This is a genomic window from Shewanella sp. WE21, assembly GCF_002966515.1.
GTDB classification, from domain to species: domain Bacteria; phylum Pseudomonadota; class Gammaproteobacteria; order Enterobacterales; family Shewanellaceae; genus Shewanella; species Shewanella oncorhynchi.
Map to the genome: position 1 here is coordinate 2,391,236 of NZ_CP023019.1, position 23,903 is coordinate 2,415,138.

Consider the following 23,903-nt stretch of genomic DNA (forward strand, 5'->3'; position numbering starts at 1 on the left):
TCAAGATGATCCCACTTTCTCTCGAGGCCCTAAGTCAACACTTAGGCGTGTATCGAGTCGGTGACGACGTCACCATCCAAGATTTAAGCAGTGATAGCCGTAAAATCGGCGCTGCAACCCTGTTTGTTGCCTTAAAGGGTGAGCGCTTTGACGGCCATGATTTTGCAGCTACAGCTATTGCGAACGGCGCAGCGGCGTTAATGGTTGAGCGTGAGTTAGCTTTTGATATCCCGCAGCTCATAGTGGCTGATTGTCAAAAAGCCATGGGTGCGATTGGTGCTTATGTTCGTGACCAGATCAATCCGATTTGTGTTGCTTTGACTGGCTCAAACGGCAAAACCAGCGTGAAGGAAATGATTGCGACCATTCTGTCGGCAAAGCATCAAATCCTCTATACCGCTGGCAATTTTAATAATGAGATTGGTGTGCCGCTAACTTTGCTGCGTTTAACGCCAGCGGATGAGTTTGGGATATTCGAGCTCGGCGCTAACCATAAAGGTGAAATCGATTACACCTCGGGACTTGTGCGTCCAAACGTCGCGCTGGTGAATAACGTCGGCAGCGCCCATTTAGAAGGATTTGGATCACAAGCAGGTGTCGCACAGGCGAAGTCAGAGATTTTTAATCATCTGCAGGCCGATGGCACTGCCATCATTAACGCCGATGATGCCTTCGCTGATTTTATGAGCGTTAAGGCAAGACCTTATAAGCAACTGAGCTTCTCCCAGCAAGATGGCGCCGCTAAACGTCATATCGACGTGATAGCGACAGGCCATAAGACTAATGCGGATGGTTGCTATCGTTTTATGCTCAATTATTTAGGTGAATCTTGCCAAGTGGTATTGCCGTTGGCGGGTCGTCATCAGGTGAGTAATGCTCTCGCCGCTGCAAGTGTTTGTATTGCTTTGGGATTGAGTTTGACTGAAATATCTGAAGGCTTGAGCCAATTAACGCCAGTGAAAGGACGTATGCAGCCGAGTCAATTGGGACGCGTGCGTCTAATCGACGATAGCTATAACGCAAATCCTGTGTCCGTTGGCGCTGCGATCGCTTGGTTAAAGGAAATTTCTGAAAATCGCTGTCTGGTACTGGGAGATTTAGGAGAATTAGGCGACAATGCGCCCCTTTTACACGCTGAACTAGGGCAACTGGCCAAGCAACAGGGGATTGATGCCTTGTTTTGTACCGGAACTTTAAGTCAGCACACGAGCCAAGCTTTCGGTGCGGAGCACTATGACAGTGTGGCGACGTTAGTAGAAAAACTTATAAAGCATATAAACCAGTTGCCGGGACAGGTAACGGTTCTCGTTAAAGGTTCACGTAGCGCCGCCATGGAGCGGGTCGTGGATGGCCTAACAGTAGCCTTCGGGCGTGGGGAGTTAGTGTAAATGCTGGTATATCTGGCCGAGTATTTAACCCGTTTTCATACCGGGTTTAACGTGTTTTCCTATGTGACATTTCGAGCCATTTTAGGCTTATTGACTGCATTGGTTTTTAGCTTATGGTTTGGCCCTAAACTGATTGAACGTTTGCAATTACTGCAAATTGGTCAGGTTGTGCGTAACGATGGTCCAGAATCACATTTTAGTAAGCGTGGCACGCCGACTATGGGTGGCTTGCTGATATTGGCTGCTATTTTCATCAGCGTATTGTTGTGGGGTGATCTGGGTAGCCGCTATGTGTGGGTCATGTTGTTTGTGCTCGGCAGTTTCGGTTTGATCGGTTTTATCGACGATTATCGCAAAGTGGTACGTAAAGACACTAAAGGCTTGATCGCGCGCTGGAAGTACATTCTGCAATCTTTAGCTGCGCTGCTTATTGCTTTTTTTCTGTATGCCACGGCGGCCAATCCAGGCGAAACCCAATTAGTGGTGCCTTTCTTTAAAGACGTGATGCCGCAACTCGGCGCCGTATTTATCGTATTGGCGTATTTCACTATTGTGGGTTCGAGCAATGCGGTGAACTTAACCGACGGCCTCGACGGTTTGGCGATTATGCCGACGGTAATGGTCGCGGCGGCGTTTGCGTTGATCGCTTATTTGTCGGGTCACGCTCAGTTTGCTAACTACTTACATATTCCGCATTTACCCGGTTCTGGTGAGCTTGTGATTGTCTGTACCGCCATTGTCGGTGCGGGTCTGGGCTTTTTGTGGTTCAACACTTACCCTGCGCAAGTCTTCATGGGCGATGTGGGTTCTCTGTCATTAGGTGCTGCACTGGGCACGATCGCAGTGCTTGTTCGCCAAGAAATTTTGTTAGTGATTATGGGCGGCGTGTTCGTGATGGAAACCCTGTCAGTCATTCTGCAGGTGGGTTCGTACAAGTTACGCGGCCAGCGTATTTTCCGCATGGCGCCGATCCACCATCACTATGAGTTAAAAGGTTGGCCTGAACCTCGAGTGATAGTGCGTTTTTGGATTATCTCGATATTCCTCGTCTTACTTGGCTTAGCCACGTTGAAGTTAAGGTAATTGGTTATGCAAAATCAGTATTCACACATAGTGTTAGGTTTGGGGGCCACGGGCTTGTCCGTGGTGCGCTATTTGTGTGGAAAGGGCATTACGCCATTGGTGATGGACAGTCGTCGGCAGCCTCCGGGCGCCGAAACGTTAGCGACGTCTTTTCCTGATGTGAGGCTGATTTCTGGCGGATTCGATTGCCGTTATCTTGTGCAAGCGACGCAGATCATTATCAGTCCAGGCATTGCCACTTATACCCCAGAGGTACGTGCCGCTGTGGATATGGGTATCGAAGTGATTGGTGATGTTGAGCTATTTGCCCGTGAGATTGCTGACCGTAAACCTTGTGTGATTGGCATTACTGGCTCTAACGGAAAATCGACCGTCACTACGCTGGTGGGCGAGATGGCAAGGGAAGCGGGTATTGCTGTTGCCGTTGGTGGGAATATTGGTGTGCCTGCGCTGGATCTACTGCATGAAAATGCCGACTTATTTGTGCTTGAGTTGTCGAGCTTTCAATTGGAAACCACCCACAGTCTTAAGTGTGTGGTGGCGACCTGTTTGAATATCAGCGAAGATCACATGGACAGATACAGCGACATTGATGCCTACCGCGAGGCTAAATTACGCTTATACAAACAAACCCGTGCTGTACTCTTTAATCGTGACGATAAACTGACCGTACCGCCAGAACCAATGAACCAAAATAGTTTTGGTTTAGCTGCGCCAGAAGCGGACGAATGGGGCATCAGCGACAGCAAGATTTATCACGGCAGCAGCGAAATCATGCCGATTACTGAAGTGTCGCTGATTGGCAGTCATAACCATGCCAACCTACTTGCGGCGATGGCGCTTGTGGATGTCGTCGGTGTCGATAAGCACGTTATGGCAAAAGTGGCGCGTACTTTTACTGGCTTATCCCATCGCTGTGAAGTGGTTGGTGTTAAGAATGGCGTGACCTATGTCAATGACTCTAAAGCGACAAATGTCGGTGCCACAGTCGCCGCACTCGATGGCTTGAGTGACCACTTAGGCGATATTATTTTGATTGCTGGCGGTGACGGTAAAGGGGCTGATTTTAAGCCTTTAGCTGTGGCTTTAGCTAAAGTCACACACCTCATCACCTTAGGCCGCGATGGTAAAAAGATTGCTGCATTGAAAGACGGCTCGATAAGAGTCGACACTATGGCTGCTGCGGTAGCGAAAGCCGCTGAATTGGCCACCTCTGGTGATATCGTTTTATTATCGCCAGCCTGCGCCAGTTTAGATATGTACAGTAACTTCATGGCTCGAGGTGATGATTTTAGAAACCTCGTGGGACAACTTAATGGCGAGTGATGCAAGACAACTTAGCCTATTTGGGCGTTTGCGTTTAGCAATACCCAATTGGCAATGTGATACCGAAGTCCCGGGCGTGCAATTGTACGACCGTGCTTTGCTCGCGGCTGTGTTGTCTTTGATTAGCTTCGGCTTTGTAATGGTGATGTCAGCCTCTATGCCTGAAGCGCAAACGCTCACGGGGAACCCATTTTATTTTATGACTCGCCATGTGGGTTATTTAGTGGGTTGCTTATTCATTGCGGCATTTGTGCTAAGAGTAGAGATGCAGACTTGGCAGCGCTGGAGCCCCATGTTGTTGTTGATTGTGGGTTTGATGTTGTTGGCGGTTTTAGTGGTTGGCACTACGGTAAACGGTGCAACGCGTTGGTTATCCATAGGCCCTATTCGCATCCAGGTGGCGGAAGTCGCTAAATTTGCCTTCGCCATCTATATGGCGGGTTACTTAGTGAGGCGTCATCAGGAAGTGCGCGAGAATGCTAAAGGCTTCTATAAGCCGATTGCAGTATTTGCGATTTACGCTGTGCTGATTTTGATGCAGCCCGACTTAGGTACTGTGGTGGTGCTATTTGTGGGAACGGTTGGTCTATTGTTTTTAGCCGGTGCGCGTTTACTCGATTTCTTTGCCTTGATTTTTGCGGGCGTATTGGCGTTTGTGGCCCTAGTGCTATTGGAACCGTATCGTATCCGCCGAGTGACCTCCTTTATGGATCCTTGGCAAGATCCCTTCGGTAGCGGTTACCAGTTGACTCAATCTTTGATGGCCTATGGTCGAGGTGATTGGTTTGGCCAAGGGCTAGGTAATAGTATTCAAAAATTAGAATATTTACCCGAAGCGCACACAGACTTTATCTTTGCCGTGATCGGGGAAGAATTGGGCTTTATCGGCATTATTGCCGTGTTATCTGTACTGCTATTTGTGGCGCTGAGATCGATTCGTTTAGGTAATTTGTGTTTAGCCATGGATAAGCCATTTGAAGGTTATTTAGGTTATGCCATCGGTATTTGGATTTGTTTCCAGACTGTGGTGAATGTCGGCGCGAGTATCGGCATGTTGCCAACCAAAGGGCTGACATTACCTTTTATCAGTTACGGTGGTAGTAGTTTATGGGTCATGACTGCGGCAGCTATGATGTTGTTGCGCATTGATTACGAGCGACGCATGACATTAGTTCAGGCCGTGCAAGGGAGATTGAAGTGATGACTCCAACAGGAAAACGTATTTTAGTCATGGCGGGTGGTACGGGAGGACATGTGTTCCCGGCACTGGCGGTGGCTAAGTATTTAGCTCAACAGGGTTGGCAAGTGCGTTGGTTAGGCACGGCCGATCGTATGGAGGCGCGTTTAGTGCCCCAGTATGGATTTGATATTGATTTCATCGATATCAAAGGTGTGCGCGGTAATGGTTTGATCCGAAAACTTGCGGCGCCCTTTAAAGTGGTGCGTTCAATATTGCAGGCTAAGGCCGTGATTGCGGAATTTAAACCCGATGTGGTCCTTGGCATGGGCGGATTCGCCAGTGGCCCAGGAGGTGTTGCGGCAAGATTAGCCGGTATTCCACTGGTGCTGCATGAACAAAATGCCATCCCAGGGATGACAAACAAGTTGTTGTCGCGGATTGCGACGCAAGTGTTATGCGCCTTTAAAAATACCTTTACCACAGTGAAGGCCAAGGTCGTTGGTAATCCGATTCGCCAAGAACTGATTGCCTTAGGTGCAGAACCAAAGCCTGAGGCTGATGAAGCCTTAAAAGTATTAGTTGTCGGCGGTAGCCTTGGCGCCAAAATCTTTAACGATCTGATGCCTGAAGCGGTTGCGATACTGAGTCAGCAGCAGTCTGTGACGGTTTGGCATCAAGTGGGTAAAGATAATCTTACGGGCGTGAAGGCGGCATATCAGCAACAAGGACAAGATGGTGGCGTGAATATCGCTGAGTTTATCGACGATATGGAAGCCGCCTATCGCTGGGCTGATGTGGTATTGTGCCGAGCTGGCGCCTTGACTGTGTCTGAGTTAGCGGCGGTGGGACTACCGAGTATTCTGGTACCTTATCCCCATGCAGTGGATGATCATCAAACCCGTAACGCTCAAGTATTGGTTGAGGCTGGCGCAGCTTTCCTATTGCCACAGGCCATCTTGGATGTGAATAAACTGGCGAACAAATTACAGTTGCTCGCCAATGACAGAACAGAATTAGCCCGTATGGGCCAAAGAGCGAGAGACGTTGCGGTACTGGATGCGACTGAACAAGTTGCCGCAGTGTGCATCAGCCTTGCTGAGAAAGGATAAGCATGACTAAGACAGAAAGATACGCACAACTGAGAAGTATGATCCCAGAAATGCGCCGTATTAAGCGTATTCACTTCGTCGGCATTGGCGGCGCGGGCATGGGCGGGATCGCCGAAGTGTTAGTGAACGAAGGCTATCAGGTGAGTGGTTCGGATATTGCGCAAAATGCCGTGACCGACAGATTGTGTTTACTCGGAGCCAAGATCCAAATTGGTCATGCCGCTGAAAACGTGCAGCAAGTGGATGTGGTCGTCATATCAACCGCGATTAATCTGGAAAATCCAGAAATCCTTGCCGCTAAAGAATTACGTATTCCTATTGTGCGTCGTGCCGAGATGTTAGCCGAGTTGATGCGTTATCGACATGGTGTGGCGATTGCGGGCACCCATGGTAAAACCACGACAACGAGTCTTATCGCCAGCGTTTATGGTCAAGCTGGGCGGGACCCAACTTTTGTGATTGGTGGCTTGCTTAACAGTGCCGGTACCAATGCCAGATTAGGTACCAGCCGTTATTTGATTGCCGAAGCCGATGAGAGTGATGCGAGCTTTTTGCATTTGCAGCCTATGGTCAGTGTGGTGACCAACATCGAAGCCGATCATATGGATACTTATGGCGGTGATTTTGAAAAACTAAAATCGACTTTTGTGGATTTTCTACACAACTTGCCGTTCTACGGTGTTGCTGTGGTGTGCATTGATGATGCCGTCGTGCGTGAGATTCTGCCGCGTATTGGCCGTAAACACGTGACCTATGGTTTCAGTGACGATGCGGACGTGCAAGCACTTAATTTTAGCCAGCAAGGTCATCAGTGCCGTTTTACTGTCAGACGTAAAGCTAAAGAAGATCTCGATCTGGTGTTGAATTTACCGGGCCAACATAATGTGCTCAATGCGTTAGCGGCCATTGCGGTGGCGACTGAAGATGAAATCGACGATAACGCTATTACTCAGGCTTTAGTGGAGTTCCAAGGTATAGGGCGTCGTTTCCAGCATTTAGGCAAATTTGCCACGCCGAAGGGCGAAGTTATGTTAGTGGATGATTATGGTCATCATCCCAGCGAAGTTGCGGCGACCATTAAAGCTGCGCGTGCAGGATGGCCTGATAGACGTTTGGTCATGGCGTATCAGCCGCACAGATACACTCGTACCCGTGATTTGTATGAGGATTTTGTGGAAGTGTTATCGCAAGTGGATTGCTTATTGTTACTCGATATTTATAGTGCGGGTGAAGCGCCGATCACAGGTGCGGATGGTCGAGCATTATGCCGCTCAATTCGCTTGCGTGGTCAGCTAGATCCGATCTTTATCGCAAGCCCAGATTTGCTTGCAGAAGTGCTGCCCGATGTATTGCAGGACGGGGATTTATTACTCACCCAAGGTGCGGGTAATATTGGCGCCCTGTCCCGACAGTTAGCGTCGTCTGGATTAGGGTTTGCTGTGGTGGAATTACCTGCGCAAGCAAGCTGATCTTTAGCGCTTGATCTGCGAGAAAAAGGAAATTTTGACCAAAGGATTTTGGTCTATATAATGGCCGGTTTTCTGTGGTTTTTAATGGGTGTCGTTAAAGGTGGGATGAAGCGTGTCTTGGAGTGATAAGAGGCGGCACTGGCGGGCAAGAATGTCACGGTTTAATTGGTATCAGTGGAGCGGGGCTGGCTTTTTATTCTTCATCGTAGCCAGTTTTGTATTTGGTGGCTATCAGTTACATAAATTTTTGAATGATGCCAGCAACTTGCCGATTGAGGCCGTTGCCATCAAAGGTGAGCGGGTTTACACCACAGATAAAGATATACAAGTAGCACTACAGCATTTAATGCAGCGCAGTTTTTTTAGTGCTGACATTACCTTAGTGCAGCAGGCGTTAGAAGCTTTACCTTGGGTATATCGCGCATCGGTAAGGCGTGAGTGGCCAGCGAAACTCAGGGTGTATTTGCAAGAGCAACAACCCGCAGCCCATTGGAATGGTGACTTGTGGTTGAACGTGCATGGAGAAGTATTCGAAGCGCCATCGCACCCAGAGCTTGAGCATTTACCGCAGTTATCTGGACCAAATGATATGGGCCTTGAGGTGTTGACTGTCTATGCACAGATCAACTCCCTACTAAAGATTAATGGCTTTACCTTAGCCAGTTTGAATTTAACGCCACGACATGCGTGGCACGCGACCCTTGGAAACGGTATCGTTTTAGATTTGGGTCGAGAAGATAAAATTGCACGGATACAACGATTTATTACTGTTTATCCGGTTTTGGCGAAACAAGAGAAATCCGTTGCCAGAGTAGATTTGCGCTACGACACAGGGTTGGCCGTAGGCTGGGGCGATGCACAAACAAGAGAGCCGATAATTAATGATCAAAAACCAAGATAGAAACCTTATCGTCGGATTGGACATAGGAACCTCTAAGGTCGCAGTGATCATAGGCGAAGTTCTGCCCGATGGCGAAATTAGCATAGTCGGCCTTGGTAACCATCCCTCAAGGGGAATGGATAAAGGTGGCGTGAACGATTTAGATTCGATAGTTCGCAGTGTGCAACGTGCGCTCGATCAAGCGGAATTAATGGCGGATTGCCAAGTGTCATCGGTTTACTTGAGTATTTCGGGTAAACACATCGCCTGCCAAAATGAAAACGGCATGGTATCGATCAACGATGAAGAAGTGACACAGGAAGATGTTGATAACGTGATCCATACGGCTCGCTCGGTGAAGATCCCGACCGAACGTCGCATTTTACACGTGCTGCCGCAGGAATATGCAATCGACGTTCAAGACGGTATTCGCAGCCCAATCGGTATGTCCGGTATGCGTATGGAGGCCAAGGTACACATAGTGACCTGCGCCAATGATATGGCGAAGAATATTACTAAGAGCGTTGAGCGTTGTGGCCTTAAGGTTGACGACTTAGTGTTCTCTGGGATTGCTTCAGCCGATGCTGTGTTGACCTTCGATGAGAAAGATTTAGGTGTGTGTATCGTCGATATCGGCGGTGGCACTACGGATATCGCGGTATATACCAATGGCGCCTTGCGTCATTGTGCGGTTGTACCGGTTGCTGGTAACCAAGTGACGAACGACATTGCGAAGATTTTCCGCACGCCATCGTCACATGCTGAACAAATTAAAGTGCAGTTCGCCTGTGCTCGCAGTTCTATGGTGAGCCGCGAAGACAGTATTGAAGTGCCATCGGTAGGTGGTCGTCCATCGCGGAGCATGTCACGTCACACGCTCGCCGAAGTGGTTGAACCAAGATACCAAGAGCTGTTTGAGCTTGTGCTTAAAGAGTTGAAAGACAGTGGGTTAGAAGATCAAATCGCCGCAGGTATTGTGCTCACAGGTGGCACAGCGTCGATTCAAGGTGTGGTCGATATTGCGGAAGCGACTTTTGGCATGCCAGTTCGCGTAGCGTCACCGCTACCGATCAAAGGTTTATATGAATACGTGGACCAGTCTATTTACTCCACAGGAGTCGGACTGCTTCATTACGGTGCACGACGGGTGATCGAACGTCAGTTCGAACGTCCTGAGCGCCAAGGGGTAACTAGCGCTTGGAATCGGGTCCAAAGCTGGTTTAAGGGCGAATTTTAATTTTCATAACGCAGGCAACACGGAGATCAGACAATGTTTGAGATCATGGATACTCACTCAGACGACGCGGTGATTAAAGTCATCGGCGTTGGCGGCGGCGGCGGTAACGCTGTCGAACATATGGTCAAACACAACATTGAAGGTGTTGAGTTTATCGTTACCAATACAGACGCTCAGGCCCTGAGAAAATCAGGCGCTGGCTCAACAATTCAATTAGGACGCGATGTCACTAAAGGTCTTGGAGCAGGGGCAAACCCAGATGTGGGTCGTGCTGCAGCTGAAGAAGACCGCGAAAACATTCGCGCGGCAATCAAAGGTTCTGACATGATCTTTATCGCTGCCGGTATGGGCGGTGGTACAGGTACAGGTGCTGCACCTGTTGTGGCTCAAATCGCACGTGAAGAAGGTATTCTGACCGTTGCGGTTGTGACTAAGCCTTTCCCATTCGAAGGGAAAAAACGTATGGCTTACGCTGAGCAAGGTATTGCTGAGCTGGCTAAGCACGTGGATTCGTTAATCACGATCCCGAACGAAAAATTATTAAAAGTATTGGGCCGTGGTACTTCTTTACTCGATGCGTTTGCCGCAGCGAATAATGTGTTACTTGGCGCGGTACAAGGTATTGCCGAGCTTATCACTCGTCCAGGTCTGATTAACGTTGACTTCGCCGACGTGAAGACTGTGATGTCTGAAATGGGTAATGCCATGATGGGTACAGGCGTCGCTCGCGGTGAAGACCGTGCTGAAGAAGCGGCCGAAGCTGCTGTTGCCAGCCCATTATTAGAAGACATCGACTTAGCCGGTGCGCGTGGTGTGTTAGTGAACATTACTGCGGGTATGGATATGAGTATCGAAGAATTCGAAACTGTCGGTAATCATGTTAAGGCTTATGCCTCTGACAACGCGACTGTGGTTGTTGGTGCTGTCATCGACCCAGAAATGAGTGATGAGCTGCGTGTAACGGTTGTTGCTACCGGTATCGGTGCTGAAAAGCGTCCAGATATCCAATTGGTTTCTAAACCTGCACCTCGTCCAGAGCCTGTAGTTGTTGAACCAAAAGTCGAAGCCTATGTCGAAGAAGCTGCACATGTGAACTATGTAGCGCCAAAAGGCAACGTGTTGCCAGCCGCACCGCAGCCAGCTCCTACGCCTGCACCATCGACAAAGCATGAATTGGATTATCTTGATATTCCAGCTTTTTTGCGTAAGCAAGCCGACTAGCGAGAGCGTTTGAGTCCAGCGTAATATGTGAGGTGTTGTTCGTTTTGGGCAATACCACAACATAGCTGCATTTGTGTGACATAATAAAGTTATGTTATTATGTTGAACCAGTGCGGCTCGATTTGCCGACGCTGAGTGTACAAATATTAGGCTTTATAATTGGCATATAAACGGGTAACTGAATGATATTTCAACGAACTGTTCAGAAAATGGTGAAAACAACTGGTGTCGGATTGCATTCTGGCAACAAGGTCACTTTGAGCATTATGCCCGCGCCCGTTAATTCAGGGATCGTACTCGTGCGCACCGATTTGAGTCCTGCCGTCGCCATCCCAGCGAAGGCGGAGCAAGTTCGTGAAACCACTATGTGTACGGCACTTGTCAATGACGAAGGTATTCGTATCTCGACCATTGAGCATTTATTTGCAGCTCTTGCGGGTTTAGGCATAGATAACGCTGTAATCGAAGTGGACGCGCCTGAAATTCCTATTATGGATGGCAGTGCAAGCCCATTCGTCTTCTTGTTGCAGTCTGCAGGTATTAAAGAGCAGGCCGCGCCTAAGAAGTACTTAAAGATTAAGCGCCCTGTGCGCGTTGAAGATGGCGATAAATGGGCCGAGTTAAAACCGTTTAAAGGTTTTAGAGTCAATTTTAAAATTGATTTTGCGCACCCAGAAATCGCTCGTAGCCAACAGCATGTGGTGATGGACTTTTCAACTTCTGCTTTCGTGAAAGATATCAGCCGCGCCCGTACTTTTGGGTTTATGCGTGATATCGAATATTTGCGAGCCAACAACCTAGCGTTGGGCGGCAGCATGGAAAACGCTGTTGTACTTGATGAATATCGCGTCCTTAATCCCGACGGCCTGCGTTATGAGGACGAATTTGTTAAGCACAAAATTCTAGATGCGTTTGGTGATCTATATGTGGCAGGACACGCTATTTTAGGTGAGTTTACTGCGTATAAAACCGGTCATGCGTTGAACAACCAATTGGTGCGTGCTTTACTCGCGCAACAGGATGCGTGGGAGTTGGTCAGCTTCGAAAAAGAAGCCGATGTCCCCGTCAGCTTTACCGTACCAGGTGGCGCTGTATTTGCTTAAAAAGCGGTAAGATTATTTATTACGGCTGGCCAATGAGGCCAGCCGTTTTAGTTTTTCACCCAGTGAACCGCCAATATTTTCCGCTAATGCTGCAATGTGCTCCGCTGCTGCTGGGCTTAATTCTTTATGTCCCTGTTTAGGCTTTGCGTCATACATTGCTAATCTCGGGTTGACTTTAACTTCAATTGCGGTAAGGATTGGGAGCGTTTCTGCTTGAAGCTGGATTAATAGCTTCGGCTTTTGGAAATTAATTCGCGCAGCCCAGGCCGCCGAAGTGGTTTCAACCACAAGAACACCCTGGCGGAAATTAGCGACTTTTAGTTGCTCCGCAACAGGACCTGCAATAATCTGCTTCACATGCTGATCCAGATACATAAGTAGTTCCGCTTTCTCAGCAAGGTCGGGTAATTTTCCCGATTGATGCAGTAATTGGCTGAGATCTTGAGGGGGCTTTTTCATATGATAATAAGATGGCTGAATTAGGCTATGAGTGTAACAGTATTTATTCAAGGTCGGAATGGCGTCACACGCTGGCAGCCCAGTAAACGCTGGTTGCTACTTCCAATACTATTGTTGGCCACTGGGTCCGGTATTTATCAACACAACTCCGCTCGATTTCAAGATCAGCAAGCCAGTGTCGATAACGATCGTCTCGTGCGCGAACAACAAAAGAAACAAGTCTTAGAGCTTAAAAGTGCTACTGAGTCTCAACTGGCTATGCTTGTGACTCATGTTGCACGTATGCAAGCCAAGATCACCCGTCTCGAAGCTTTAGGTCAACAGGTCGCCCAACAGAATAAGTTGGATGAAGATTTTGATTTTTCATCCGAGGTTGGTGTGGGTGGTTTGAGTGAACTAGGCACTAACATCGAGCTCGGACAGCTTATCGACGATATGGATAAGTTGGCATCACGAATTGACAATAATAATGTTCAGCTTTCACTACTTGAAACAGTGTCATCTAACCACCATATAGATGATGAACGTTATATATCAGGTATCCCGCTCGATAAAGGTTGGTTATCGTCACCCTACGGATTACGTAATGACCCTTTCAACGGTCGCAGGTCTGTGCATAAGGGGATTGATTTTACCGGTCGAGAAGGAGCTAAAGTTGTTGCGACTGCTGCAGGCGTGGTGACTTTTGCTGGAAATATGTTCGGTTATGGCGAATTGGTTGAAATCGACCATGGTAACGGTTTGCATACGCGTTATGGCCATAATAAAGCTTTGTCAGTGACTGTAGGTGATGTGGTCGCAAAAGGCGATGCTATCGCCAGTATGGGAAGCACTGGGCGCTCAACTGGGGCTCATGTGCATTATGAAGTGTTGCGCGGCGGACAGCAGATAGATCCACAAAAGTTTGTCTACCGCAAAGCAAGTTAATTGAAACATTGGCTTCTAGTTTCCATCATGGACTTGGCCTACAGAGAATAAGTGATTCAGATGTTTGGTAAATTACTGACAAAAGTATTTGGTAGTCGCAACGACCGCACCCTTAAAGGGCTTCAAAAGATCGTTATTAGCATTAACGCATTAGAAGCTGATTATGAAAAATTAACCGATGAAGCATTAAAAGCGAAAACCGCAGAGTTTCGTGAGCGTTTAGCTGCTGGAGCTGCATTAGATAGCATCATGGCTGAAGCCTTTGCTACAGTGCGTGAAGCGTCTAAGCGTGTATTTGATATGCGTCATTTCGACGTACAGTTACTCGGCGGTATGGTACTCGACAGCAACCGTATTGCTGAAATGCGTACGGGTGAAGGTAAAACCTTAACGGCAACCTTACCCGCCTACTTAAACGCATTGACAGGCAAAGGCGTCCACGTGATTACAGTGAACGATTATTTGGCACGTCGTGATGCCGAGAATAACCGCCCACTGTTTGAGTTCCTTGGTTTAACCGTAGGAATCAACGTCGCAGGCATTGGTCAACATGAGAAGAAATCTGCCTATAACGCCGATATCACTTACGGGACCAACAACGAGTTTGGTTTCGATTATCTGCGCGATAACATGGCGTTTTCACCGCAAGAACGGGTTCAACGTCCGTTGCATTACGCCCTAATCGATGAAGTGGATTCAATCTTAATCGACGAAGCGCGTACGCCGCTGATCATTTCTGGCGCTGCCGAAGATAGCTCTGAGCTATACATCAAGATCAACACCCTGATCCCTAATCTTATCCGTCAAGATAAAGAAGATACGGAAGAGTTTGTGGGTGAGGGCGACTACAGCATCGATGAAAAAGCCAAACAAGTGCATTTTACCGAACGTGGTCAAGAAAAAGTAGAAAACCTGTTGATCGAGCGCGGCATGTTAGCCGAAGGCGACTCACTCTATTCTGCAGCTAATATTTCCCTGTTACACCACGTCAACGCGGCGCTTCGTGCGCACACGCTGTTTGAACGTGATGTGGATTACATAGTACAAGACAACGAAGTCATCATAGTCGATGAACACACGGGTCGTACTATGCCAGGTCGTCGTTGGTCAGAAGGCTTACATCAAGCTGTCGAAGCCAAAGAAGGCGTACACATTCAAAACGAAAACCAAACATTGGCTTCGATCACTTTCCAGAACTACTTCCGTCAATACGAGAAGCTGGCAGGTATGACAGGCACAGCCGACACTGAAGCGTTTGAATTCCAACACATCTATGGATTAGACACAGTCGTTGTGCCGACTAACCGTCCAATGGTGCGTAAGGATATGGCGGATTTAGTTTATTTGACCGCCGATGAAAAATATCAAGCGATCATCAAAGACATTAAAGATTGCCGCGAACGTGGTCAGCCAGTATTGGTGGGTACAGTCTCAATCGAACAGTCTGAACTGTTAGCGCGCTTAATGGTGCAGGAAAAGATTCCGCACGAAGTTTTAAATGCTAAATTCCACGAACGAGAAGCTGAAATCGTCGCGCAAGCTGGCCGTACTGGTTCTGTGACTATTGCGACGAACATGGCAGGTCGTGGTACCGATATCGTGCTTGGCGGCAACTGGAACATGGAAATCGATGAACTCGATAATCCAACAGCAGAGCAAAAAGCCAAGATCAAAGCCGATTGGCAAATTCGTCATGATGAAGTCGTTGCTGCGGGTGGTTTACATATCCTAGGTACAGAACGTCACGAATCACGCCGTATCGATAACCAGTTACGTGGTCGTGCGGGTCGTCAAGGTGACGCGGGTTCATCACGCTTCTACCTGTCGATGGAAGATAGCTTAATGCGTATCTTTGCCTCGGATCGTGTCTCTGGCATGATGAAAAAGCTGGGAATGGAAGAAGGCGAAGCGATCGAGCATCCATGGGTGTCTCGCGCAATCGAAAACGCTCAACGTAAAGTTGAAGCGCGTAACTTCGATATCCGTAAGCAATTACTCGAATTTGATGACGTCGCTAACGATCAACGCCAAGTGGTTTACGCCCAGCGCAACGAGTTGATGGATGCGGAAAGTATTGAAGATACTATCCAAAACATCCAAGACGATGTGATTGGTGCGGTAATCGATCAATATATTCCGCCGCAATCAGTAGAAGAGCTGTGGGATATCCCGGGTTTAGAGCAACGTCTACACCAAGAATTTATGCTCAAATTACCTATCCAAGAATGGTTAGATAAAGAAGACGATCTGCATGAAGAGAGTCTACGTGAGCGTATTATCACTGCTTGGGGCGATGCGTATAAGGCAAAAGAAGAAATGGTTGGCGCGCAAGTGCTACGCCAGTTTGAAAAAGCCGTTATGCTACAAACTCTCGATGGCCTGTGGAAAGAACACTTAGCGGCGATGGATCATCTGCGCCAAGGTATCCACTTACGTGGTTACGCGCAGAAGAATCCAAAGCAAGAATATAAGCGTGAGTCGTTTGAGTTATTCCAACAACTGCTGAACACCTTGAAACATGACGTCATCAGTGTGCTGTCGAAAGTACAAGTGCAGGCTCAGTCAGATGTGGAAGAAATGGAAGCGCGTCGTCGTGAAGAAGATGCCAAGATCCAGCGCGACTATCAACACGCAGCGGCAGAGTCGCTTGTTGGCGGTGGTGATGAGCATGAAGCTGTCACTGCGCAAGCACCGATGATCCGTGATGGTGACAAAGTGGGTCGCAACGATCCTTGTCCTTGTGGCTCTGGTCGTAAGTACAAACAATGCCACGGCAAGTTAAGTTAATCTGCTGACAGATTAGCCTACTGCCTACTGAATAAGTAGAATAGAACGCACACTAAAGGCAACTTATCTAAGTTGCCTTTTTATTTCCTCTTTAATAAGCCTAGCGCTTACTCTCGTGTCATCCGGATTACATTCTTACTCTTCTTTATATAGCTAATCGTCGTTATTCCCCATTGAACATAGTTTCACTCTTATCTATAGCCACTAAAGTTAACCCGCCGCTGTAGCAAATTTAACCGTTAAAACCCATTTTGTGGATAAGTCTGAGGATAAAGTGGGGGTATTGTGTGACTAATTGAAAGTATTAAAAAAAGATCCATTTTTCTCAAAAAAGCCCTTGCGGACTTTCTCAATCTCCCTATAATGCGCATCCACTGACACGGCAGACAGCGAAACGCAAGTTAAGCAAAGAAAGCCAAGCAGTTCATCGGTTAGCAAGCTAAACGATGAGTGTTGAGAAAGTTGAAAAAACTACTTGACGCACTAACGGGAATGCGTAAAATACGCAGCCCTGACCCGCTGAAAACTCAGTGTGTGGTCAACGCTCTTTAACAATTTATCAAGCAAATCTGTGTGGACACTCACAGGTGTTGAGTTAATCGAAACTGCTTAGCCTTCGGGTTGGCAGTAAAAAATTTAAATCAATGTAATAATGAGTGTTCATAGCAATATGTACATAATTTTGTTTCCGCTTTTTTAAAAGCGGAAACAAATGACAGAATTCATTGAGCCGTTTGACGAAAGTCAAACACCAAAACTTTAATTGAAGAGTTTGATCATGGCTCAGATTGAACGCTGGCGGCAGGCCTAACACATGCAAGTCGAGCGGCAGCGGGAAGATAGCTTGCTATCTTTGCCGGCGAGCGGCGGACGGGTGAGTAATGCCTAGGGATCTGCCCAGTCGAGGGGGATAACAGTTGGAAACGACTGCTAATACCGCATACGCCCTACGGGGGAAAGGAGGGGACCTTCGGGCCTTCCGCGATTGGATGAACCTAGGTGGGATTAGCTAGTTGGTGAGGTAATGGCTCACCAAGGCGACGATCCCTAGCTGTTCTGAGAGGATGATCAGCCACACTGGGACTGAGACACGGCCCAGACTCCTACGGGAGGCAGCAGTGGGGAATATTGCACAATGGGGGAAACCCTGATGCAGCCATGCCGCGTGTGTGAAGAAGGCCTTCGGGTTGTAAAGCACTTTCAGTAGGGAGGAAAGGGTGTAACTTAATACGTTATATCTGTGACGTTACCTACAGAAGAAGGACCGGCTAACTCCGTGCCAGCAGCCGCGGTAATACGGAGGGTCCGAGCGTTAATCGGAATTACTGGGCGTAAAGCGTGCGCAGGCGGTTTGTTAAGCGAGATGTGAAAGCCCTGGGCTCAACCTAGGAATAGCATTTCGAACTGGCGAACTAGAGTCTTGTAGAGGGGGGTAGAATTCCAGGTGTAGCGGTGAAATGCGTAGAGATCTGGAGGAATACCGGTGGCGAAGGCGGCCCCCTGGACAAAGACTGACGCTCATGCACGAAAGCGTGGGGAGCAAACAGGATTAGATACCCTGGTAGTCCACGCCGTAAACGATGTCTACTCGGAGTTTGGTGTCTTGAACACTGGGCTCTCAAGCTAACGCATTAAGTAGACCGCCTGGGGAGTACGGCCGCAAGGTTAAAACTCAAATGAATTGACGGGGGCCCGCACAAGCGGTGGAGCATGTGGTTTAATTCGATGCAACGCGAAGAACCTTACCTACTCTTGACATCCACGGAATTCGCTAGAGATAGCTTAGTGCCTTCGGGAACCGTGAGACAGGTGCTGCATGGCTGTCGTCAGCTCGTGTTGTGAAATGTTGGGTTAAGTCCCGCAACGAGCGCAACCCCTATCCTTATTTGCCAGCACGTAATGGTGGGAACTCTAGGGAGACTGCCGGTGATAAACCGGAGGAAGGTGGGGACGACGTCAAGTCATCATGGCCCTTACGAGTAGGGCTACACACGTGCTACAATGGCGAGTACAGAGGGTTGCAAAGCCGCGAGGTGGAGCTAATCTCACAAAGCTCGTCGTAGTCCGGATTGGAGTCTGCAACTCGACTCCATGAAGTCGGAATCGCTAGTAATCGTGGATCAGAATGCCACGGTGAATACGTTCCCGGGCCTTGTACACACCGCCCGTCACACCATGGGAGTGGGCTGCAAAAGAAGTGGGTAGCTTAACCTTCGGGGGGGCGCTCACCACTTTGTGGTTCATGACTGGGGTGAAGTCGTAACAAGGTAGCCCTAGGGGAACCTGGGGCTGGATCACCTCCTTACCTATACGACTAACTTAATGTTTGTTGAGTGTTCACACAGATTTGCTTGATAGAAGAAAGAGTAAAAAATGGACCTAGTCAAATAGGTTTATCAAAGATGGGTCTGTAGCTCAGCTGGTTAGAGCGCACCCCTGATAAGGGTGAGGTCGGTGGTTCAAGTCCACTCTGACCCACCAAATCTTCGTTCTCCTTTGTTAAATTAACACTCGTTTAGTGAACTAAACGTCGCGTTAATTTGCCGCGGATAACTCGATTTGGCAAACCAATCCTTTTAGAGGTTTGGAACATCTTACTTACTCGCACTGCATGTAAATGGGGCTATAGCTCAGCTGGGAGAGCGCCTGCCTTGCACGCAGGAGGTCTGCGGTTCGATCCCGCATAGCTCCACCATTTACACCTTATTCTAACTTTATTGCAAAGTAATAAGGCATATGCACTATGGATAGAGATGCCAAAGATAAACTTAAAAATTATCTTTGGCTTTTTTAAGCCCGCTCTTTAACAATTTGGAAAGCTGATAGTATTTAATTACATGAGTCTGTCATGTGATTAATTACAAAACGTTTAATGCGAAAGCATTGAACATGAGTTCTCAAACACTTTATTAAGTGTCTTGAATATTCAATAGTAAATTATTCTTTGCTGAATAGTTTACGTCTAAGGCGCGTCCACTTCTTTGGTCAGAAGTGAGACAAGTAAAACCAAGCTGGTCGCAATGCGACTCAGGTGAGTGAAACTCATTTGGGTTGTATGGTTAAGCGACTAAGCGTATACGGTGGATGCCTTGGCAGTCAGAGGCGATGAAGGACGTAGTAACTTGCGAAAAGCGTTGGCGAGCTAGTAACAAGCATTTGAGCTAACGATGTCCGAATGGGGGAACCCAGCAGCATAAGCTGTTATCGCAACATGAATACATAGTGTTGCGAGGCGAACGAGGGGAACTGAAACATCTAAGTACCCTTAGGAAAAGAAATCAACCGAGATTCCCCTAGTAGCGGCGAGCGAACGGGGATTAGCCCTTAAGTCAGTGGGGTGTTAGTGGAATGCGTTGGAAAGCGCAGCGGCACAGGGTGATAGCCCCGTACATGAAAACTAACCATTGATGAAAACGAGTAAGGCGGGACACGTGACATCCTGTTTGAATATGGGGGGACCATCCTCCAAGGCTAAATACTCCTGACTGACCGATAGTGAACCAGTACCGTGAGGGAAAGGCGAAAAGAACCCCTGTGAGGGGAGTGAAATAGAACCTGAAACCGTATACGTACAAGCAGTGGGAGCGGTTCTTGAGACCGTGACTGCGTACCTTTTGTATAATGGGTCAGCGACTTACATTTTGTAGCGAGGTTAAGCGAATAGCGGAGCCGTAGGGAAACCGAGTGTTAACTGCGCGTTTAGTTGCAAGGTGTAGACCCGAAACCCGGTGATCTAGCCATGGGCAGGTTGAAGGTTGAGTAACATCAACTGGAGGACCGAACCGACTAATGTTGAAAAATTAGCGGATGACTTGTGGCTGGGGGTGAAAGGCCAATCAAACCGGGAGATATCTGGTTCTCCTCGAAAGCTATTTAGGTAGCGCCTCGAGCGAATACCATTGGGGGTAGAGCACTGTTAAGGCTAGGGGGTCATCCCGACTTACCAACCCTTTGCAAACTCCGAATACCAATGAGTACTACTCGGGAGACAGACGGCGGGTGCTAACGTCCGTCGTCAAAAGGGAAACAACCCAGACCGTCAGCTAAGGTCCCAAAGTACTAGCTAAGTGGGAAACGATGTGGGAAGGCTTAGACAGCTAGGATGTTGGCTTAGAAGCAGCCATCATTTAAAGAAAGCGTAATAGCTCACTAGTCGAGTCGGCCTGCGCGGAAGATGTAACGGGGCTAAGCTAGTCACCGAAGCTACGGGTGCACAGTTTACTGTGCGCGGTAGAGGAGCGTTCTGTAAGCCGTTGAAGGTGAAGGGGTAACCCACGCTGGAGGTATCAGAAGTGCGAATGCTGACATGAGTAACGATAAAGGGGGTGAAAAACCCCCTCGCCGAAAGACCAAGGGTTCCTGTCCAACGTTAATCGGGGCAGGGTGAGTCGACCCCTAAGGTGAGGCCGAAAGGCGTAATCGATGGGAAACAGATTAATATTTCTGTACTTCCGCTAACTGCGATGGAGAGACGGAGAAGGCTAGGCTAGCGCGGCGTTGGTAGTCCGCGTTTAAGGTGGTAGGTGGTGTTCTTAGGCAAATCCGGGGACACGTACTTTAATGTACACACTGAGAGCTGATGACGAGGTCCTAAGGGACTGAAGTAGTTGATGCCATGCTTCCAGGAAAATCTTCTAAGCTTCAGGTTAGTGGGAATCGTACCCCAAACCGACACAGGTGGTCGGGTAGAGAATACCAAGGCGCTTGAGAGAACTCGGCTGAAGGAACTAGGCAAAATGGTACCGTAACTTCGGGAGAAGGTACGCTCCTGTTGGTGATGAGACTTGCTCTCTAAGCTGACGGGAGTCGCAGATACCAGGTGGCTGCAACTGTTTATCAAAAACACAGCACTGTGCAAACTCGCAAGAGGAAGTATACGGTGTGACGCCTGCCCGGTGCCGGAAGGTTAATTGATTGGGTTATCGCAAGAGAAGCTCATGATCGAAGCCCCGGTAAACGGCGGCCGTAACTATAACGGTCCTAAGGTAGCGAAATTCCTTGTCGGGTAAGTTCCGACCTGCACGAATGGCGTAATGATGGCCACGCTGTCTCCAGCCGAGACTCAGTGAAGTTGAAATTGCGGTGAAGATGCCGTATACCCGCGGCTAGACGGAAAGACCCCGTGAACCTTTACTATAGCTTGGCACTGAACATTGAACCTACATGTGTAGGATAGGTGGGAGACTTTGAAGTTGTGACGCTAGTCATGATGGAGTCGTCCTTGAAATACCACCCTTGTAGTTTTGATGTTCTAACCTAGGTCCCTTATCGGGATTAGGGACAGTGCCTGGTGGGTAGTTTGACTGGGGCGGTCTCCTCCCAAAGAGTAACGGAGGAGCACGAAGGTTGGCTAAGTACGGTCGGACATCGTACGGTTAGTGCAATGGCATAAGCCAGCTTAACTGCGAGACATACACGTCGAGCAGGTACGAAAGTAGGTCATAGTGATCCGGTGGTTCTGAATGGAAGGGCCATCGCTCAACGGATAAAAGGTACTCCGGGGATAACAGGCTGATACCGCCCAAGAGTTCATATCGACGGCGGTGTTTGGCACCTCGATGTCGGCTCATCACATCCTGGGGCTGAAGTCGGTCCCAAGGGTATGGCTGTTCGCCATTTAAAGTGGTACGCGAGCTGGGTTCAGAACGTCGTGAGACAGTTCGGTCCCTATCTGCCGTGGGCGTTGGATGATTGAAGGGAGCTGCTCCTAGTACGAGAGGACCGGAGTGGACGAACCGCTGGTGTTCGGGTTGTCATGCCAATGGCATTGCCCGGTAGCTACGTTCGGAATCGATAACCGCTGAAAGCATCTAAGCGGGAAGCGAGCCCTAAGATGAGTCATCCCTAGGAATTTAATTCCTCTAAAGAGCCGTTCGAGACTAGGACGTTGATAGGCATGGTGTGTAAGCGTTGTGAGGCGTTGAGCTAACATGTACTAATGACTCGAGAGGCTTAACCATACAACCCAGATGGGTTTTACAAAGAAGCCTTAGACAGAATACAGATACTTGATAAAGTTTGAACTCAAACAAAGAAAATCAGCTTTCCGAATTATTATTAACGTGAGCCAGAGATGGACACGGTAATAAACAGAATTTGCTTGGTGACAATAGCCTTGTGGAACCACCTGATCCCATCCCGAACTCAGAAGTGAAACGCAAACGCGCCGATGGTAGTGTGGGGTCTCCCCATGTGAGAGTAGGTCATCGCCAAGCGCTAATTTAAATAATCTTAATTGATTAGTATAGAATTGCTGATATGGCTCAGTCGGTAGAGCGCATCCTTGGTAAGGATGAGGTCCCCAGTTCGATTCTGGGTATCAGCACCATTACAATCTAGTGTCTAATCCTAGAATAAAGAATTTGCTTGGTGACAATAGCCTTGTGGAACCACCTGATCCCATCCCGAACTCAGAAGTGAAACGCAAACGCGCCAATGGTAGTGTGGGGTCTCCCCATGTGAGAGTAGGTCATCGCCAAGCGCCTAATTATCTCGTTGAGATGTAACCAAGCCAGCTGAATAAGCTGGCTTTTTTGCTTTTGTAATCTGTAACATTATTTGCACTAATAGCAATGCTGCCGACTGTAAGTATTGCTATTAGCTTTGTTGGCGAGTCTTTTCTTCCCTTCAATACACAAGCTTTGCTTCCAGATTTTTCACTATTAATCGATAAAAAAAGCAGCCAGAAGGCTGCTTTGAGGTGGTACTTTTGCATTAGGTTGCTTAAGCTTCTTTAAGCCACTGGGCAGCACGTTTAGCGAAGTAAGTTAAAATACCGTCTGCGCCTGCGCGTTTAAAGCAGAGTAGGGACTCCATGACGATGGCCTTTTCGGCTAACCATCCATTCTGGATTGCAGCCATATGCATGGCGTATTCGCCACTGACTTGATAGGCGAATGTTGGCACTGCAAGTTCAGTTTTAACGCGATGCACTATATCTAAATACGGCATACCTGGCTTAACCATCACCATATCGGCTCCTTCTTGGATATCGAGTGCGACTTCATGCAAAGCTTCGTCACTGTTCGCTGGATCCATTTGATAGCTATGCTTATTGCCACCTTTGAGGTTACCCGCTGAGCCTACGGCATCACGGAATGGACCGTAGTAGTTTGAAGAGTATTTTGCCGAGTAAGCCATGATTTGGGTGTTGACGTGCCCTGCCGCTTCTAATGCTTGGCGAATCGCGCCAATACGGCCATCCATCATGTCCGATGGTGCAATGATGTCAGCTCCAGCATCGGCGTGTGACAGTGCTTGCTTCACTAAAATCTCGGTGGTGATATCGTTAAGGATATAACCCGTTTCGTCTATGATGCCGTCTTGACCGTGAGTGGTGAAAGGATCTAGTGCCACGTCAGTCATGATGCCTAGCTGTGGAAAGGCTTTTTTGAGCTCGCGCACTGCACGTTGCACTAGGGCATCTGCGTTATAGGCTTCTTCTGCCATTAATGTTTTTTTCTCTGCAGGTGTCACAGGGAAAAGTGCGATCAATGGGATACCTAACTCAACCAGTTCTTCAGCTTCTTTCAGTAGCAAGTCTATCGAGTAGCGTTCAACACCGGGCATAGAGGCTATTTTTTCACTGCGATTAGTGCCTTCTAGAATAAACATTGGGTAAATCAAGTCATTGACCGTTAGATGATTTTCGGCCATGAGGCGACGGCTAAAATCATGTTTACGCATGCGGCGCATTCTACGCTGAGGGAAGGCACTGGTAATGATATTCACATT

The 23,903-nt window shown here is 48.2% G+C and carries 15 protein-coding genes, 3 tRNA genes and 4 rRNA genes; 19 read left to right on the forward strand and 3 right to left on the reverse strand.

All coding sequences use genetic code 11. The features are described 5' to 3' along the window. The first annotated feature begins 5 nt into the window (after positions 1-5). The 10 genes from murF to lpxC all read left to right on the forward strand — a co-directional run bounded on the left by murF (position 6) and on the right by lpxC (position 11,996). Positions 6-1,388, forward strand: coding sequence for a UDP-N-acetylmuramoyl-tripeptide--D-alanyl-D-alanine ligase (murF, locus tag CKQ84_RS10385; protein WP_105251193.1), 1,383 nt, complete (start codon positions 6-8; stop codon positions 1,386-1,388). Continuing rightward, entirely contained in the window at positions 1,389-2,471 is a 1,083-nt protein-coding gene (gene mraY, locus CKQ84_RS10390) for a phospho-N-acetylmuramoyl-pentapeptide-transferase (RefSeq protein WP_006079891.1), read from the forward strand. It begins immediately after the preceding gene. Positions 2,472-2,477: 6 nt separating this feature from the next. After that, positions 2,478-3,797: a UDP-N-acetylmuramoyl-L-alanine--D-glutamate ligase gene (murD, locus tag CKQ84_RS10395; protein ID WP_105251194.1), complete on the forward strand. Its 1,320-nt coding sequence runs from the start codon at positions 2,478-2,480 to the stop codon at positions 3,795-3,797. After that, on the forward strand, positions 3,787-4,998 hold the full coding sequence (gene ftsW / locus CKQ84_RS10400; protein ID WP_105251195.1) for a cell division protein FtsW: 1,212 nt from the start codon (positions 3,787-3,789) through the stop codon (positions 4,996-4,998). The genes murD and ftsW overlap by 11 nt, the downstream gene beginning before the upstream one ends. Next, positions 4,998-6,086 (forward strand): undecaprenyldiphospho-muramoylpentapeptide beta-N-acetylglucosaminyltransferase, encoded by a 1,089-nt coding sequence (gene murG, locus CKQ84_RS10405; protein WP_105251196.1) that lies wholly within the window; start codon positions 4,998-5,000, stop codon positions 6,084-6,086. Before ftsW ends, murG begins: the two co-directional genes overlap by 1 nt. A gap of 2 nt (positions 6,087-6,088) precedes the next feature. Continuing rightward, positions 6,089-7,555, forward strand: coding sequence for a UDP-N-acetylmuramate--L-alanine ligase (murC, locus tag CKQ84_RS10410; protein WP_105251197.1), 1,467 nt, complete (start codon positions 6,089-6,091; stop codon positions 7,553-7,555). A gap of 151 nt (positions 7,556-7,706) precedes the next feature. Continuing rightward, positions 7,707-8,456, forward strand: a complete 750-nt coding sequence (locus CKQ84_RS10415) for a cell division protein FtsQ/DivIB (protein WP_168826587.1) — start codon at positions 7,707-7,709, stop codon at positions 8,454-8,456. Next, the gene (ftsA, locus tag CKQ84_RS10420; protein ID WP_006079897.1) at positions 8,437-9,672 is read left to right on the forward strand and encodes a cell division protein FtsA; all 1,236 of its coding nucleotides are present in this window, start codon (positions 8,437-8,439) and stop codon (positions 9,670-9,672) included. The genes CKQ84_RS10415 and ftsA overlap by 20 nt, the downstream gene beginning before the upstream one ends. 33 nt (positions 9,673-9,705) lie before the next feature. Beyond that, on the forward strand, positions 9,706-10,893 hold the full coding sequence (ftsZ, locus tag CKQ84_RS10425; RefSeq protein WP_105251199.1) for a cell division protein FtsZ: 1,188 nt from the start codon (positions 9,706-9,708) through the stop codon (positions 10,891-10,893). 182 nt (positions 10,894-11,075) lie between these two features. Beyond that, positions 11,076-11,996, forward strand: coding sequence for a UDP-3-O-acyl-N-acetylglucosamine deacetylase (gene lpxC / locus CKQ84_RS10430; protein WP_011845621.1), 921 nt, complete (start codon positions 11,076-11,078; stop codon positions 11,994-11,996). A gap of 12 nt (positions 11,997-12,008) precedes the next feature. Here the strand turns inward: lpxC and CKQ84_RS10435 are convergent, their stop codons facing one another. Beyond that, positions 12,009-12,455 (reverse strand): DUF721 domain-containing protein, encoded by a 447-nt coding sequence (locus CKQ84_RS10435; protein WP_105251200.1) that lies wholly within the window; start codon positions 12,453-12,455, stop codon positions 12,009-12,011. 27 nt (positions 12,456-12,482) lie between these two features. Here CKQ84_RS10435 and CKQ84_RS10440 point away from each other — a divergent pair, with 27 nt between their 5' ends. The 9 genes from CKQ84_RS10440 to rrf (CKQ84_RS10480) all read left to right on the forward strand — a co-directional run bounded on the left by CKQ84_RS10440 (position 12,483) and on the right by rrf (CKQ84_RS10480) (position 22,650). Then, on the forward strand, positions 12,483-13,382 hold the full coding sequence (locus CKQ84_RS10440) for a M23 family metallopeptidase (RefSeq protein ID WP_105251201.1): 900 nt from the start codon (positions 12,483-12,485) through the stop codon (positions 13,380-13,382). Positions 13,383-13,442: 60 nt separating this feature from the next. Continuing rightward, entirely contained in the window at positions 13,443-16,169 is a 2,727-nt protein-coding gene (secA, locus tag CKQ84_RS10445; protein WP_105251202.1) for a preprotein translocase subunit SecA, read from the forward strand. Positions 16,170-16,929: 760 nt separating this feature from the next. Beyond that, positions 16,930-18,474 (forward strand): 16S ribosomal RNA (locus tag CKQ84_RS10450). A gap of 99 nt (positions 18,475-18,573) precedes the next feature. Next, a tRNA-Ile gene (locus tag CKQ84_RS10455) sits at positions 18,574-18,650 on the forward strand. A 138-nt stretch (positions 18,651-18,788) separates the two neighbouring features. After that, positions 18,789-18,864: transfer RNA gene (locus tag CKQ84_RS10460), tRNA-Ala, on the forward strand. 362 nt (positions 18,865-19,226) lie between these two features. Continuing rightward, positions 19,227-22,129: ribosomal RNA gene (locus tag CKQ84_RS10465) — 23S ribosomal RNA — on the forward strand. 139 nt (positions 22,130-22,268) lie between these two features. After that, positions 22,269-22,384 (forward strand): 5S ribosomal RNA (gene rrf / locus CKQ84_RS10470). Between the two features lie 37 nt (positions 22,385-22,421). Further along, positions 22,422-22,497: transfer RNA gene (locus CKQ84_RS10475), tRNA-Thr, on the forward strand. Positions 22,498-22,534: 37 nt separating this feature from the next. Continuing rightward, positions 22,535-22,650 (forward strand): 5S ribosomal RNA (rrf, locus tag CKQ84_RS10480). Together the 16S, 23S and 5S rRNA genes with 3 tRNA genes alongside form the textbook arrangement of a ribosomal RNA operon. A 6-nt stretch (positions 22,651-22,656) precedes the next feature. Here rrf (CKQ84_RS10480) and CKQ84_RS10485 read toward each other — a convergent pair. Then, positions 22,657-22,884: a hypothetical protein gene (locus CKQ84_RS10485; protein WP_105251203.1), complete on the reverse strand. Its 228-nt coding sequence runs from the start codon at positions 22,882-22,884 to the stop codon at positions 22,657-22,659. A gap of 8 nt (positions 22,885-22,892) precedes the next feature. Then, positions 22,893-23,900, reverse strand: coding sequence for a porphobilinogen synthase (gene hemB, locus CKQ84_RS10490; RefSeq protein ID WP_105251204.1), 1,008 nt, complete (start codon positions 23,898-23,900; stop codon positions 22,893-22,895). Positions 23,901-23,903: the final 3 nt, after the last annotated feature.

Coding starts and splice junctions, on each gene's coding strand:
- CKQ84_RS10440 (WP_105251201.1), top strand. CDS start 12,483: ATGAGTGTAACAGTATTTATTCAAGGTCGGAATGGCGTCACACGCTGG.
- lpxC (WP_011845621.1), top strand. CDS start 11,076: ATGATATTTCAACGAACTGTTCAGAAAATGGTGAAAACAACTGGTGTC.
- murG (WP_105251196.1), top strand. CDS start 4,998: ATGACTCCAACAGGAAAACGTATTTTAGTCATGGCGGGTGGTACGGGA.
- secA (WP_105251202.1), top strand. CDS start 13,443: ATGTTTGGTAAATTACTGACAAAAGTATTTGGTAGTCGCAACGACCGC.
- mraY (WP_006079891.1), top strand. CDS start 1,389: ATGCTGGTATATCTGGCCGAGTATTTAACCCGTTTTCATACCGGGTTT.
- CKQ84_RS10415 (WP_168826587.1), top strand. CDS start 7,707: ATGTCACGGTTTAATTGGTATCAGTGGAGCGGGGCTGGCTTTTTATTC.
- ftsW (WP_105251195.1), top strand. CDS start 3,787: ATGGCGAGTGATGCAAGACAACTTAGCCTATTTGGGCGTTTGCGTTTA.
- ftsZ (WP_105251199.1), top strand. CDS start 9,706: ATGTTTGAGATCATGGATACTCACTCAGACGACGCGGTGATTAAAGTC.
- CKQ84_RS10485 (WP_105251203.1), bottom strand. CDS start 22,884: ATGCAAAAGTACCACCTCAAAGCAGCCTTCTGGCTGCTTTTTTTATCG.
- ftsA (WP_006079897.1), top strand. CDS start 8,437: ATGATCAAAAACCAAGATAGAAACCTTATCGTCGGATTGGACATAGGA.
- murD (WP_105251194.1), top strand. CDS start 2,478: ATGCAAAATCAGTATTCACACATAGTGTTAGGTTTGGGGGCCACGGGC.
- CKQ84_RS10435 (WP_105251200.1), bottom strand. CDS start 12,455: ATGAAAAAGCCCCCTCAAGATCTCAGCCAATTACTGCATCAATCGGGA.
- murF (WP_105251193.1), top strand. CDS start 6: ATGATCCCACTTTCTCTCGAGGCCCTAAGTCAACACTTAGGCGTGTAT.
- murC (WP_105251197.1), top strand. CDS start 6,089: ATGACTAAGACAGAAAGATACGCACAACTGAGAAGTATGATCCCAGAA.